Source organism: Lysinibacillus sphaericus, assembly GCF_015844675.1.
GTDB lineage: Bacteria > Bacillota > Bacilli > Bacillales_A > Planococcaceae > Lysinibacillus > Lysinibacillus sphaericus_E.
This window is the reverse complement of sequence record NZ_LDGC01000005.1, coordinates 61,960-76,100: the sequence shown is the minus strand read 5'-3', so window position 1 is coordinate 76,100 and position 14,141 is coordinate 61,960. Positions and strand designations below refer to the sequence as shown.

Annotated in this window: 14 protein-coding genes and 1 pseudogene; 12 read left to right on the top strand and 3 right to left on the bottom strand. The window is 33.6% G+C overall.

Translation table 11 applies throughout. The annotated features are described in order from the left end of the window. Nucleotides 1-2 precede the first annotated feature (2 nt). Nucleotides 3-530: a replication-relaxation family protein gene (locus tag ABE34_RS01985; protein WP_241747063.1), complete on the top strand. Its 528-nt coding sequence runs from the start codon at nucleotides 3-5 to the stop codon at nucleotides 528-530. Nucleotides 531-543: 13 nt separating this feature from the next. Beyond that, nucleotides 544-1,077, top strand: coding sequence for a hypothetical protein (locus ABE34_RS01980; RefSeq protein ID WP_197140173.1), 534 nt, complete (start codon nucleotides 544-546; stop codon nucleotides 1,075-1,077). Between the two features lie 44 nt (nucleotides 1,078-1,121). On the opposite strand, the gene ABE34_RS01975 is transcribed toward ABE34_RS01980, so the two are convergent. Next, on the bottom strand, nucleotides 1,122-2,402 hold the full coding sequence (locus ABE34_RS01975; protein WP_197140050.1) for a hypothetical protein: 1,281 nt from the start codon (nucleotides 2,400-2,402) through the stop codon (nucleotides 1,122-1,124). A gap of 284 nt (nucleotides 2,403-2,686) precedes the next feature. On the opposite strand from ABE34_RS01975, the gene ABE34_RS01970 reads away from it, so the two are divergent. Further along, nucleotides 2,687-3,097: a YugN family protein gene (locus ABE34_RS01970; protein ID WP_197140048.1), complete on the top strand. Its 411-nt coding sequence runs from the start codon at nucleotides 2,687-2,689 to the stop codon at nucleotides 3,095-3,097. Between the two features lie 328 nt (nucleotides 3,098-3,425). Here ABE34_RS01970 and ABE34_RS24910 read toward each other — a convergent pair. Further along, a pseudogene (locus ABE34_RS24910) lies at nucleotides 3,426-3,666 on the bottom strand (hypothetical protein); the annotation flags it as partial. Between the two features lie 879 nt (nucleotides 3,667-4,545). Between ABE34_RS24910 and ABE34_RS01965 the strand changes: the two are divergent. The 8 genes from ABE34_RS01965 (at nucleotide 4,546) to ABE34_RS01935 (ending at nucleotide 12,306) form a co-directional block, all read left to right on the top strand. Then, nucleotides 4,546-5,625, top strand: coding sequence for an EAL domain-containing protein (locus ABE34_RS01965; RefSeq protein ID WP_197140046.1), 1,080 nt, complete (start codon nucleotides 4,546-4,548; stop codon nucleotides 5,623-5,625). A 729-nt stretch (nucleotides 5,626-6,354) separates the two neighbouring features. Beyond that, nucleotides 6,355-7,032, top strand: coding sequence for a winged helix-turn-helix domain-containing protein (locus tag ABE34_RS01960; protein ID WP_197140044.1), 678 nt, complete (start codon nucleotides 6,355-6,357; stop codon nucleotides 7,030-7,032). A gap of 367 nt (nucleotides 7,033-7,399) precedes the next feature. Further along, on the top strand, nucleotides 7,400-8,431 hold the full coding sequence (locus ABE34_RS01955; protein WP_197140043.1) for a siderophore ABC transporter substrate-binding protein: 1,032 nt from the start codon (nucleotides 7,400-7,402) through the stop codon (nucleotides 8,429-8,431). Between the two features lie 18 nt (nucleotides 8,432-8,449). Next, nucleotides 8,450-9,466 (top strand): iron chelate uptake ABC transporter family permease subunit, encoded by a 1,017-nt coding sequence (locus ABE34_RS01950; RefSeq protein WP_197140042.1) that lies wholly within the window; start codon nucleotides 8,450-8,452, stop codon nucleotides 9,464-9,466. Next, nucleotides 9,463-10,527, top strand: coding sequence for an iron chelate uptake ABC transporter family permease subunit (locus ABE34_RS01945; protein ID WP_197140041.1), 1,065 nt, complete (start codon nucleotides 9,463-9,465; stop codon nucleotides 10,525-10,527). The genes ABE34_RS01950 and ABE34_RS01945 overlap by 4 nt, the downstream gene beginning before the upstream one ends. After that, nucleotides 10,524-11,276: an iron ABC transporter ATP-binding protein gene (locus ABE34_RS01940; protein ID WP_197140040.1), complete on the top strand. Its 753-nt coding sequence runs from the start codon at nucleotides 10,524-10,526 to the stop codon at nucleotides 11,274-11,276. Before ABE34_RS01945 ends, ABE34_RS01940 begins: the two co-directional genes overlap by 4 nt. Nucleotides 11,277-11,692: 416 nt before the next feature. After that, on the top strand, nucleotides 11,693-11,878 hold the full coding sequence (locus ABE34_RS24905) for a hypothetical protein (RefSeq protein ID WP_241747062.1): 186 nt from the start codon (nucleotides 11,693-11,695) through the stop codon (nucleotides 11,876-11,878). An 8-nt stretch (nucleotides 11,879-11,886) separates the two neighbouring features. Further along, entirely contained in the window at nucleotides 11,887-12,306 is a 420-nt protein-coding gene (locus ABE34_RS01935; protein WP_241747061.1) for a hypothetical protein, read from the top strand. Between the two features lie 269 nt (nucleotides 12,307-12,575). On the opposite strand, the gene ABE34_RS01930 is transcribed toward ABE34_RS01935, so the two are convergent. After that, nucleotides 12,576-12,770, bottom strand: a complete 195-nt coding sequence (locus tag ABE34_RS01930; RefSeq protein WP_197140039.1) for a hypothetical protein — start codon at nucleotides 12,768-12,770, stop codon at nucleotides 12,576-12,578. 833 nt (nucleotides 12,771-13,603) lie between these two features. Here ABE34_RS01930 and ABE34_RS01925 point away from each other — a divergent pair. Further along, nucleotides 13,604-14,140: a sigma-70 family RNA polymerase sigma factor gene (locus tag ABE34_RS01925; protein WP_197140038.1), complete on the top strand. Its 537-nt coding sequence runs from the start codon at nucleotides 13,604-13,606 to the stop codon at nucleotides 14,138-14,140. Nucleotide 14,141: the final 1 nt, after the last annotated feature.

The following is a 14,141-nucleotide window of genomic DNA, read 5'->3' as shown; positions in this document are numbered from 1 at the left end:
TTATGACGCGTGATCAACTTGGTCGATATTTCAATTTAGGAAAGAAGCGTAATACAAATAGGGTCCTCCACAATTTATCTAGTTATTTATCTTCCATTCGAGACGGCTATGAAACGATTTATTATCTTAATAACTTAGGTCGGATTTATGTTGGGTGCGACAAGGTACGTAAAAAGGGTGGCCATGTGCAGCACACCATCATGCGTAATGAGTTCTGGCTATTCTATAAGACTCCAAGGGATTGGAAGAATGAAGTCAAAATATCGGATGGGACCACTTCAATCATTGTGGATGGCATGTTTTCACGAAATGGATTTCAGCATTTTTTAGAGGTAGATAATCTTCAAACCATGAAAGAGAATCGTGAAAAGATTAAACGATACAGATTACTAATGGATAGCCTTATGAAGCAATTAGGCTATTATCCAACAATCGTATGGCTGACCACAACCGAATTACGTAGGCAACAACTAGAGGCATCCTGTGGAGGGCTAAAGTGCAAGGTGTACACAATAAACGATATTCAATAGAGGAGGAATAAAGATGTTTAAAAAACGTATTAAAACTGAGGTAGTACCAGCGAATGAATATACGGATTTCTCTGATCGATTTGAAGGTGATGAAAAGTATGCAACATTAAGACATGTGGCCATAGCTGCATCAGTTCCAGCAATCACAGCTGTTGGCACAGGGTTATTTATGTTTAACAAATTTCAAAGCGCAATTTCCTCCTTAAACTTACCTGTAGACGTTCCGATTCAACAACATACATTAGCTCCAGTAATGGCACAAATACCTTCCACAATTCCTATTAATGCTATCCCTCAACAGACTGGAATAATCGCTGATAAGTCACTTGAAATGTTAGCTACAATATTAGATCCGATGATTCAAGTAATGGTTGCAATATCATTCCCAGTCGCTAGTGTGATTATGATTGGAGCTTGTTTCTTCTTTATGTTCGGAAATAGCGAACGTGCTTGGAATACAATTATGAACGCTGGATTAGGTTATGTATTGATTCAGATGTCACCATTATTTCTGGAGATACTTAGAGCGATTGGTAAGGCTGTTTAATAGAAAAAGACCACTCCGTGATGGGTGGTCTAAATTTATGTGTCTTACATAGGTGGAAGCGTTCCTCCACCAACCCAAATCGCTGTTATTTGTCCTAAAGCTGTTAAAGTTGCAGTACCTCCATCAATAGCATTACCGAACAAACTACCGACAGAACCTGCTAAAGATATACCTGAGAAACCAGAGCCATCTAACCCTGTGATGGCACCAACGACTGCTAAAGTGACGACTGCAATTTCCTTTGTTAATGGAACTACCGTAGCAAGACCCACACCGAGATCGTTGACGATACCATGTGAAGCGGCTGGTAAGTAATCACCTATAATTTGTGTGAATCCGGAATCTCCTAGATAGAAAAAAGCTGCAATGGGAATAACCGGTCCAAACACTTTAAAACCGAATTGAAATCCTTGAATTAAATAGCTTGTTGTCTTTTCTAGCCCTTGTTTTTTGTGGGCTACAATGGAAAGCAACATTAGGATAAAGACAGAGGTTCCTCCTATTAAAGCTGTTGCATCTCCACCTTGTAATTTTAATATAGACATTGCAATGACATCGAGTATAAAGGCGATTGGAATAAGTACTGCAAAAAAGCGTTTTTGCCGGAGTGTCAGCAGGTTTTCAGCAGTTACTTGTTCTACGTCTTCACTTGTATCGTTTGTAGCAAATAAATTCGCTGTTCCACGCTTCATATCCCGTCGTAATAAAATATAGGCTACTACTGTAGTAACAACGCCCATTGTAATAACAAGGGGGATACTAGCAGTCATTACATCACTAACTGGAATGCCAGCAGCATCAGCAGTTAACTTTGGAGCTCCTTGTATAACAAAATCACTCGAGAGAGCAATTCCGTGACCAAATAAATTCATCGCCATTGCCACTCCCAGTGCTGGTAAGCCTGCACGTAGAGCAACAGGTAACAAAACCGCCCCTAACAGTGCCACGGCCGGTGATGGCCAAAAGAACCACGAAATAAACATCATTAACAGACCAATCGTCCAATAAGCTAGTGCAGGTGTTTTAATGATTTTTGTAAAAGGAGCAATCATGACCTCATTAATACCAGAAGTCATCATCACCCGACTCATGGCAACGATAATAGAAATAATGAGAATGATCGACAACAGCTCTTTAATGGCATAAATAAAACTGTTAAAAACCCCACTAATGGATGCAGTTAAATCGCCTGTAGCAAAAATTGCTAGCATGAAGATGCCTAGTACACAAATGAGGGTCGTATCGCGACGCTTAACCATAAAGCTAATGATAAGGACAATAAAAACAACGTAAATCCAATGGAGAGTTGTGAATTCAATCCCCATACGTTTCCCCCTCAATATTCGATCTGATTCTATAGAATATGAAGGGGAAAAAAGTTGGTGATGGTTTCGGGGGTATTTGACACAAATAGAATTGTGGAAAAAACATCTGACCGCTTTCCTGTATAAAGGAAAGCGGATTTTTTGAATCAACTTTTACAATTGAAATCTGTAAAAATATTTTGTTTAAGCTTTTTTTGTCCTATTTATTGTTTTGATTAGTTTGAATACGTACATATTTTTTTGGTAAGAATCGTAATAAGTATTTTAAGCTGGGAGGAAATGTATTGTTAGAGTTACAAACGGAGCTTGAGGGAAAAAGGACTACTTTTGGTTATATTAATTACCGAATTAAAGAACTAGGATATACATTGGGAGGAAATTGGGATTATGATCGGGGATGTTTTGATTCCATTTTGTGGAGAGAAGGAGGAGAAACCATTTACTTAAGAGTGCCATTTTCCGTTTTGGAAGGAGAGCTCGACGAATACGATGCATCCATTATTTTCCGAAAACCATACGTTATAAAGCACGTTGTAAATATTGGTTTGGACAATGATAAAAATTCTTTATTGAGTGCCACGGGATTTAACCAATTTCAAGATCCTCTTGATAAAGACGGTTACATTAGGAATAAAAATAAATGGGTACATGCGGGAGAACAAGCTATAAATAAGTTTATTAGCTGTATGCAATGAGGTCTATTTAAAATTACAGCAATAACAAAAGTAAAAAAAGAGTGATCTTAATGGATAAAAGGATAGATGAGCTTTAAAAAAATGAATGAAGAGGCTGGGACATAACTAATTTGTCCATTATGAAAGCCAGATAATTTTTAAATTTACAAAGTAATATAAACAAAAAAAGCCGAACTAATACGAAACATAAAATGAGCGTTTTGTAATATAGTACGGTTTTTTTTTATTGGCTAAAATACTTTTTTTAAGCTTTTTTTTGAGGTCTTCTAATGAAAGAATAGTTATGAAAATAGCATTGGTTTTATGTATTTAATAAAATTCCTTTGTTGGCGTTCAATACACCACGTGCGGGTAAGCCTGCACGTAGAGCAACAGGTAACAAAACGCCCCTAAAAGTGCAACAGCCGGTGATAGCCAAAAGAACCACGAAATAAACATCATTAACAGACCAACGTCCAATAAGCGAGCGCAGGTGTTTTAATGATTTTCCTAGAAGGAGCAATCATGGCCTCATTAAAACCAGAAGTCATCATCACCCGACTCATGGCGACGATAATAGTAATAATAAGAGGATAATTAAGTGGCATCATACACATACAACACATGGGGAACTATTTTATCTTAAAGTGGCTTCCATCAAACTCTACTGCTTTCTTGGCTAGTGTAGCGCTGTGCAGGCTACACTAAGTAGGACAGATAAAATAAGGGATTGTAAACTTTTATGCCAACTTACCAAGTAAAAATTCAAAAAGGTTCCTTTGATAGCGTTCGGTACTGAAGTGATCCCTAAAAGTTAGACGCGGTTAATTCATTTGGCAGCGGTTTGGCATGAGTTCGATACTCGTGAAAATACCATGCGCATCTGTAGTAGTTTTTAGTTATATATAGCTCAATATCCAGAAGAAGTTATACAAAGAATAGGCGATTAACAACTGTTAAAATATGAAAATTAATTTAAATAGTTTAATTAAAGCTGGTTATTAATATAATACTTAATTGTGATTTTGATGTGCTTAAAGAGAAAAAGAAGTGATTATATATAGTAAATTTACTCGAAATGTCTTATTATAGGTGAATTTTTTTTGTAGATTTGTGTAAAGATGTGTCATATGATAACTTGATAAAAGGGGGAATATTATGAAAAAACTGAAAAAACGAATAATAGGCATTGATGGCCATTACTTCTATAGGTATTTCGTTTGCGATGACATCACCAATTTCTGTATACGCTACTTGTCTTAAAATCGACAGAAGAACAATCTGCTACTATGATTGAGATGAATTTTAGAGCTAGCATGAATGTATTTTGTACTTAAACATTAATTGATACTACAGGTAAACTTCACATTAAATTCATGCAAACTACAGATTAGCTTTATAAAATATTAAAAAAGAAACTAATTTTTTGATAGAAAATGGAGGTAAACTGCCCTATTGGAGGAATTAGGATGGAGACTGGGATAACAAAATTTGAATCAAATCGAAAGTCAGTGTTAAAAAGTATTGAAGATAAAAAATCTTTCGCTTTAGTATATATTACTATTTCAAGTTGGCATAACTTGAATACTTCTAAATGTATAGATGTGGTTAAGAGGAAATTAGCTATATATCAAACAGAAGTTGAATGTTATAGAGTATTTGATAAGGAATATATAGTAGTCTGTAATGTTCAGTCGCAAGCACATTTGATTATTCAAGATTTAGCGAATATTGACTATTTGAAGATACATTATCTATCTGTTAAAGATAGAAGACTTCCAGCGTTAAATTACGTTAAACAAGTCTATTTGCAAAACATGAATAGTAATGCGATAAAAGAGTACATTTCACATAAAGGTTTATTAACGGATGAGTTTGAAATCGTTTTTCAACCGATATTACACAATAATAGACAAGTATCCTTTGAAGCACTAAGTAGATGGAAGTGTGAAGAATCTGGTTCAATATCACCAGGTATATTTATGCCGATTTTAGATATAGAGAATTTGGTGGAATTAACCAAAAATATTGTTAATAAAGCTGTGGATTTGTTGAAAAGGTATAATGATATAGTTTATGTCTCTATTAACCTAACATCTGCATTAATAAAAGATATTTCTTGGCTAATCGAACATCTTAATGAAATTAATTTTAATAACAATAGTCGAATTGCTTTTGAAATAACCGAGGAAACCCTAATGGGGATAGAAGTAAGAGAGAATTTAAAAATTATTCGTGATCGTGGTCATATTATATTTATTGATGACTTCGGTTCAGGAAATCTGAATTTTCAATACATTTCCTTGTTCCCACTTGATGGGGTAAAGCTCGATAGGTTGTTTATTGGTGGCCAATCAAATAAAAAGGTAATTGAAATGCTAACAAAGTTTATCAAAGCTTTAAATCTAAAGGTTATTATAGAAGGCGTAGAAAGTGTTGAGCAGCTTAATTCCCTATCAGAAGCCGAATATGATTCTATACAAAGTTTTTACATATCTAAACCACTAACTATGAATGATTTGTCAATATTTATGAATGAGATTAGATAAACTATTACTATCTATTATTGAGCTTAATAATAGGAATTACATCTGATTTTATAAAACAAAAAGAAATTAAAACCTCCGAAATGAGTTATCGAAATATTCAGATATAACAAGCTTCTTTTCTGTAATTTAATGAATTGTTGTCAAAAAGAATTGTGAGAGTTATCTTAGGAAGATTATTAAAATGTTTGAAAATGCATGTTAAAAATAGATATACATTAATCAAAATCATAATGTAAGCGAAAGCCATATCAAAACAAGGTATGGCTTTTTGATATTTTTTGAGAGGTTGAGTCTGACCATAGAAAAAAGAAAAGGTAGTGACACTGCAATAATAAGGACAATAAAAACAACGTAAATCCTATGAAGAGCTGTGAATTCAATCCCCAAACGTTTCCCCCTCAATATTCGATTATACAGGTGGTTCTGGTTTTATTGACAATGATAATCATTATCGATATTGTGGGAGTAGAATAGAATCCAAATGTCCATCTATTCACATTCCAGCTGTTATTTGATTAATTTATACTAGCATGAGGGTGCTTAATACACTAATGAGTGTGGTGTCGCAACGTTTAACTATCTAATGCGTTTTATACATATTTATTGTAAATTATCCCGAATTTATCCATACGAGTTGTTATAATAGTTTTTTAGAAATTTAAGATTTATAAATCCGATATTCTTTTTTGTGATAAATAATTTTATGAATGAAGCAGAGGTGAACTATAGGTGAAGCAGGTGTTGGTAATTAAGAATGAACGCTCTTTAGCAAAGAAAATCGTAAGTGGTCTAAAGCAAGAAGGCTATTTCAATTTAACACTTCACAATGAAAACAAAGGTTTACATATAGTATATGAGCAAGATTGGGATATTATCGTATTGGATTGGGATTCGTTAAGTATATCTGGACCGGAAATTTGCAGACAAATAAGGGCTGTTAAAACGACCCCGATAATCATTGTAACCGACAATGTGTCCAGCAAGGACTGCATTGCTGGATTACAAGCAGGAGCAGATGATTATATAAGAAAACCATTTGTGAAAGAAGAATTAGTAGCAAGGATAGAAGTTGTTTTAAGAAGAGGGGACTGTATTCAGCCAATCGAGAATGATTCCTTTCGATTTAAAGATCTCTTCGTTGATGCATCCAGCAATATTATGACAAAAGGTGGCGAAAATCTTCCGCTTACTAAGCGCGAGTATGACTTACTTGTATTTTTAATCAAGAATAAAAATACAATATTAAGCCGTGAAATGCTTTTGAACCAGGTTTGGGGATATGACGTAGCAGTAAATCCAAACGTAGTGGATTTATATATTGGGTATTTAAGAAAAAAGCTAAAGTGCGAGAAGAAAGACAGATATATTCAAACAATACATGGCAGGGGCTATTCAATGATTGAATAGTGTACAGTTTGTAACAGTAAATAATAGTAAACATAATCGAAAAAACGAGTAAAAACAGTTTCAATTAGTTTTGCTCGTTTTTTTGTTCTGATAATCAAGCAGTTTCTTGGAGCTATTGAAGAGAAGGAAACTATAAAAAAATATTTCACTCATTACTTTCTTGTATCCAATACTTAATTTGAAAAAACTTTATTTATCATCTTATATTTTTCACAAGATTTTCACAGAAATAAAGACTATACTTTTTCACAGAACGGTTAAATGAAAATGATTATCAATAGCGATTGGAATGGCTAGCAATTACTATCCAATTCAATTTATAGACTTCATCATTTTCGAAATAAATTACATAATAAGGAGTATGAGTATGAAGAAATCTATGTTTTTAAAATTTGTTGGTATTATTGCAGTTTTGACATTGATGTTAGTAGCTTGTTCAGATTCAAGCAATAAATCTAATCAAGAGTCAACGTCTAATGAAGATAATGGAAGTAAAGAAGTTGCTAAACCTGCTACAGTTGAAATCACTGATGCCCACGGAACTGTTACTGTTCCTGTAAACCCAAAGAATGTAGTTGCTTTGGATAATAGAACTTTTGAAACTTTAGCTGATTGGAAAATTGAACTAGCAGCTGTTCCAAAGGACGTAATGCCTGCGGATTCACCATATGTAAGTGATGAATCAGTTCAAAATATTGGGAATCACCGTGAACCAAATCTTGAAATTATAGCGGCAGCAAACCCTGAACTTGTAATCGTCGGTCAAAGATTTGCAGACTATTACGAAGAGATCAAAAAATTAGTACCAAATGCAGTTGTTATTGATCTTAATGTAGATGTTTCTGAGGAAGCTGCTACACCTGGGGAAAACTTAGTAAATGGACTTAAAAATTCTACAATTGCTTTAGGGCAAATTTTCGATAAAAATGAAGAAGCTAAACAAGTGGTAGCTGATTTTGATAAAGTTATCGAAAATGCTAAATCTGCTTATAATGGAACAGATAAAGTGATGAGTGTTATCGTTGGTGGTGGGGATATTGGTTTTGCAGCTCCTCATTCTGGACGTGTTTGGGGACCGATGTATGAAATTTTCGGTTGGGCACCAGCATTAGAAGTTGCCGATTCTACTTCAGATCATAAAGGTGATGAAGTTTCTGTTGAAGCTATTGCACAAAGTAATCCTGATTGGCTTTTCGTATTAGATCGTGATGCTGCAATATCTGGTGAAAAAGATGCAGTTCCTGCTCAGGATGTTATTGCTAACGCACCTGCTCTTCAAAAAACAACTGCTGTTTCTAAAAAACATATTATTTATGCACCTGCAGATACTTACACAAATGAATCAATTCAAACGTATATAGAGTTGTTTGAAAACCTTGCAAATACTTTAGCTAAGTAGTGTAAAGGAGTAAAAAAAGTGCTGAAAAATATAACTTCTAGGGTTGAGATAAATTCTCAACCCCAGTTTTATAACTACAATAAAATATGGACAAAACCTTTTATATTAGCGATTATAGTTGTTATTATTTTAGGCATTATATCACTGTTTACTGGAGTTTATGATATACGTGGACAAGAGGATGGAATGGAGATGTTTTTCATAACTCGTGTTCCGAGAACAGTTGCATTAATGCTTACTGGAGCTGCTATGTCAATGGCAGGACTCGTAATGCAATTGATTACACAAAATCGTTTTGTTGAACCTACTACAACAGGGACTATTGAATGGTCAGGTTTAGGGCTACTTTTAGTTTATTTATTATTTCCTGCCCCGACTTTAGTTTTAAGAATGACTGGTGCAATCATTTTTTCTTTTATAGGAACTATGATTTTCTTTTTATTTTTAAGAAGAGTTAAACTTCGTTCGTCTTTAATTGTCCCGATTATTGGATTGATGCTTGGGGCAGTCATTTCTGCAGTGTCCACTTTTATGGGACTCCTTTTTCAAATGACACAAAGTATTGAGACTTGGTTTGTAGGTTCTTTTGCACCTGTTCAGGTGGGAAGATATGAATATTTATGGCTAATTGTTATCGTTACTTTGTTTATTTTTATTTATGCGAATAAATTGACTTTAGCTGGACTAGGAGAAGATGTCGCAACAAGCCTTGGCGTTAATTACAATAGGGTTGTTCTTGTGGGGACTGCTCTTATTTCTCTTGCAGTTGGAATTGTTGCAGCTGTTATTGGAAACTTACCTTTCTTAGGTTTAATTGTCCCAAACATTGTTTCAATGTATAGAGGCGATGATCTGAGGAGTAATTTACCTTGGGTATGTTTGATAGGAATGGGGACTGTAACTGCCTGTGACATCATTTCTCGAACAATTATAATGCCTTTTGAAGTACCTGTTTCTTTAATACTTGGAACAGTGGGGTCAGTCGTGTTTATTACTATTTTATTGAGACAAAGAAAGCCGAGGAGGCACCGATGAACACATTGGAATATAGAAATAAAGAAAATGTTGAAATCGATTCTAGCCTTCATAATGAAAATAGATCAGCTAGGGCTTTTCGTTCTAAGAAGGAAGAAAGACGTTATTGGATTTTGCTAATAACATTGATTGCTTTGGGGGTCCTTTCTTCATATGGACTATTAGTTTATAACAATCCAGTTCCAGTAGATTCACCTTCTTTTATCCCAGTTGTTATGAGAAGGATAGTAGCTCTTGTTGCAATGATTATTGCAGCAGTTTGTCAGAGCTTGTCGACGGTTGCTTTCCAAACGATTACGAATAATAGGATTATCACTCCTTCACTTTTAGGTTTCGAAGCACTTTACTCAACAATTCATACTAGTACAATATTTTTCTTTGGTGCTAGTGCATTGATAAATTTTACAGGGATTGGATCATTTTTATTTCAAGTTGTCGTTATGGTCTTGATGAGTCTGATACTTTATGGATGGCTCCTTTCTGGTAAATACGGGAATTTACAACTGATGCTTTTAGTTGGAATTATTATTGGTACTGGGCTAAATTCTGTGTCAACTTTCATGAGAAGACTACTTGCGCCTTCTGAATTTGATATTTTACAGGCAAGATTGTTTGGTTCTGTTAATAATGCGGATTCAGCATATTTTCCTATCGTAATTCCTATGGTAATAATTGTAGCATTATTACTTCTTGCTCATTCTAAGAACCTAAATATATTGTCACTAGGAAAGGATGTGTCTACTTCTTTTGGAGTTAAGTATCAATCTAGTGTAATTTATACGCTTGTATTAGTTGCTATTTTGATGTCAATTTCAACAGCTTTGATAGGACCACTTACTTTCTATGGCTTTTTAGTTGCAACTTTGAGCTATCAGGCGGCATCTACTTATGATCATAGATATATTCTTCCAATGGCTCTTGCTATAGGATTTTTGATATTAACGAGTGCATACTTTTTGATGTATCATGTATTCCATGCTCAAGGTGTAGTTTCAGTTATTATTGAATTATTTGGTGGAATAATATTTTTAACTGTAGTTTTAAGGAAGAGGGCTTTATGATAAAAATTGATAATGTAAAAAAGTTCTATACTGATGAGGTAAAAATAGGACCTTTGAATATTGAAATACCAAAAGCGGGTTTTACTTCTTTAATTGGACCAAATGGCGCTGGAAAGTCTACGACCCTTTTGATGATTGGAAGACTTTTGGATATGGAGGAAGGCCAAATTCAGGTGGCAAATATGGATATTGCTGAATCCAAATCAAAAGACTTAGCAAAGATTTTAACTATATTGCGACAGGAAAATCATTTTGTAACTAGGCTTACTATTAGACAGCTAGTTGGATTTGGACGATTTCCTTATTCAAAGGGAAGATTGACTAAAGAAGATGAGGCTATTATTTCCAAATATATCGATTTTTTAGATTTGACTAATTTAGAAGATCGATATTTAGATGAGCTTTCAGGTGGTCAAAGACAAAGGGCATATGTAGCAATGGTTTTATGCCAAGAAACTGAATATGTACTCTTGGACGAGCCTCTGAACAATCTTGATGTTGCTCGTTCTGTTCAAATGATGGAGCATTTGAGACGTGCGGCGAATGAATTTGGAAGAACAATTTTGACTGTTATGCATGATATCAATTTTGCTGCCAAATATTCTGATAGAATTTGTGCTATGAAAGATGGACAAATTGCCGCTTTTGGAACAGTAGAAGAGGTTATGGACCCAGAAATTTTGACAGATATTTTCGAAACAAAAATAGAAATTATCGAAGGTCCTTATGGGCCACTTGCTGTTTATTAGTGACAAAGTTTTCAATAAATAAGCATCTTAAAAAATGAGTATACCAAAAACTAATAGAGAATTATAATGTAGCTCGCATAGATCTTAACGGCTACTCTAGTTGAGTTGCTGTCTGTATTTTACAGGCGGCAGCTTTTTTTTATGCCATTGCCCAAGAGAATGATTGAAGTATGTCAAAATGAGAAATTTAGTGAAATTCGCCATAAAAAAATCTGATTTCTAATCAACATTACTCAATATTAGAAAGAATGAAAGGATAAGGAGACATTCCTAAGCCTTTTTTGGAGGTTTTAATGTAAGAGAAAATAGCTTTGATTTTTTATGTTTTCAAAAAGATTCCGTTTTGTAATACCAACGGAACGGTTTAGTGGTATAAACAGAAAGTTATAGAGAACACTAATATGAGGTGTTTTGTTATGAAAAAAGTTCTTTTGTTAATTATCGCCATTTCACTTTTTGGTATTTTATCGAAAACTAAAGCAATGATAATTGAATACAAGGAAATTACAAAATCTGATAAAGCAGATGTTACCCTTTATGCTAAAAAGATGAATGGTGTATATACAGATTTTAAAATTGATTTTCATGGCCGTATGAGTTAATCATAATTTTGACCAAGGGAACTGGTATTGGAATATTAGAACAAGAAGTTCACGTTTTCCAAATCAAAAATCAAAGAATAAATAAGGAGATTGTTGAAGTACTAGTTGAAGTGCTTGTTGATGATCCAATTGGAATAGTGTTAAAAAACGTAAAGACCAAGTTATATTCTAATAAAGCGATTATTAGTATTGGTGAAAAGAAATATGTAATTGATACTAAACCTTTAAAAATTGAGCCTAATCATTTATTTCCTGATATATATTTTGGCAATCTTATCAGCTTTGAAATAAAGGATAATCAACTTATTGCAAAAATAGGCGGTCAAATTTCTCAAGCAGGTGGAAATATAGGTGATATTCAAATTACTTATGTTTTTAAGGATAAAATGTATCAAGCAAAATCAATCAAATTTCAACCAAATGAATAAATTATTCTTCAACTCCCATGAAAGAAATTTATCATCTTTCATTATCTGTGGTGAATTGCTTATTTTAGCGCTTCATGGATGGCTAACGGAGAGCCTTAATTAAAGATCATTGAGTTGCATAGGTAGCTTTTTTATATTGAACTAACAAAACATTTAGCTAAACAAGTTATAAAATGAAAAGAATAAAAAAGCATTCAGGTGAATGCTTTTTCACTTTACAATATTAACAGCTTTACCAGGTAATATGTCTTTCCGGTATTGTCGGTAGATTAGACACCCATTTTTCTACGAGTATTGCTTGTTTTTTTCGTTTGCTGGCTTTTCATTTTTTTTGTTGAAAGGTCGGCATGTTTTTTTCCTTTATTAGCAGTGGAAAGGTTCTTTTTGTTTTCAAGTTGCTGCTTCACTGCCTCTTGTAGGCTAATTTTTTTTTTTGGTACTTCAGTTTGATTATTCTCGGTCATAGGAAATGCTCCTTATCAAATATGATATTTAGTCCAGTATAATCTATTTTTTATTATTTGTGAAATTTTCCACTTTAACTTACAACAAGTGAAGACTCTTTTTTTTAACAGGGCAGAATAGTTCAACAAGGTTTTTTGTTTTAATGGTAAAATATGTTCATGCAGGAGGGGTTAATGTAAGATATGTTGAGAGAACAATTCCAATGGGATTTGCAAATAGAGCTTGATTATTATAATGAAAACGACTTAAATGAATGATTAAAAGAAGCGGTATCAAAAATTAAAGGAAAGGCATATGAAACCATAAAATTTGAAAATAAATTTGGGAGTTTCCTGCAATATAGTCTCCACGAAGGAGATGTTTGGATAGGAACTTTAAAGTGAGAAAGATAGTATGTAAATGCATTACTTGAAGCAAACTGATTGGGAAAATCGACTTTTATGCTTAACGTCTGTTAGCATAACAAAGGTTTTATTTTTTATAATGGAAATGCAATTGGAGGGTCAGAATTATTTCGAACTATTTTAAGAAGAGAAAGGCTTAGGAGTTATTCCTAAGCCTTTTTGGAGTTTTTCGATGAGAAAAACAGCACTGATTTATGTACTTAGTAATTCTTTGTTGGCTTTTTGCTACTTTCGATTGTAGGTAATTCTCTGTTCTTCTGTTGGAATCAATCTTCTATTTACAATATTCTGTAGAAGTATGCTCATACATAAATTCGAATTATGAACATCATCATTTAACGAAAGTAAGTAAAAGTTTTTTTGAAAAAATGAACTATTTATAATCCTAAATTGTTACTTGTGTAGAAATCGGAAAAGGAGGTGGGATTGTGAAACAAATTAGCGATGAGAGAGTATTGTTTCAAACATATTATAAAGACGTTTTCAGAGCTTGCTATTACATGCTTCAAAATAAATACGATGCAGAGGATCTTTGTCAGGATGTATTTGCAAAAGCTTTGAGTGAAGATTTTCAAGCAATACAAAATCAAAAATCTTGGTTACTTAGTATTGCTATGAATATGTCACGAAATTATTTAAAGAAAAAGAACAAGCTGCTATTAAAAGAGAATTTTGATTTCCTATCTTTTATACGAGTTGACAATACCCAAAATATTGAGCGAACAATACAGCTCAATGAAAATAAAAGTGAGTTAGTCGATTTAATGAACAAACTGCCTGTTCGTATTCGAAAGGTAATGGTATTGAAATATGTGCATGATTGTAAAGATAGGGAAATCGCTGAAATTCTAAAAATCCCTGAGGGGACGGTTAAATCGAGGCTTTTTAAAGGTAAAAAATTAATGAAAAAGGTTATCCAAATAGATGAAAATTTATTATACGAATGGAGGAATCAGCGTGAGTAGT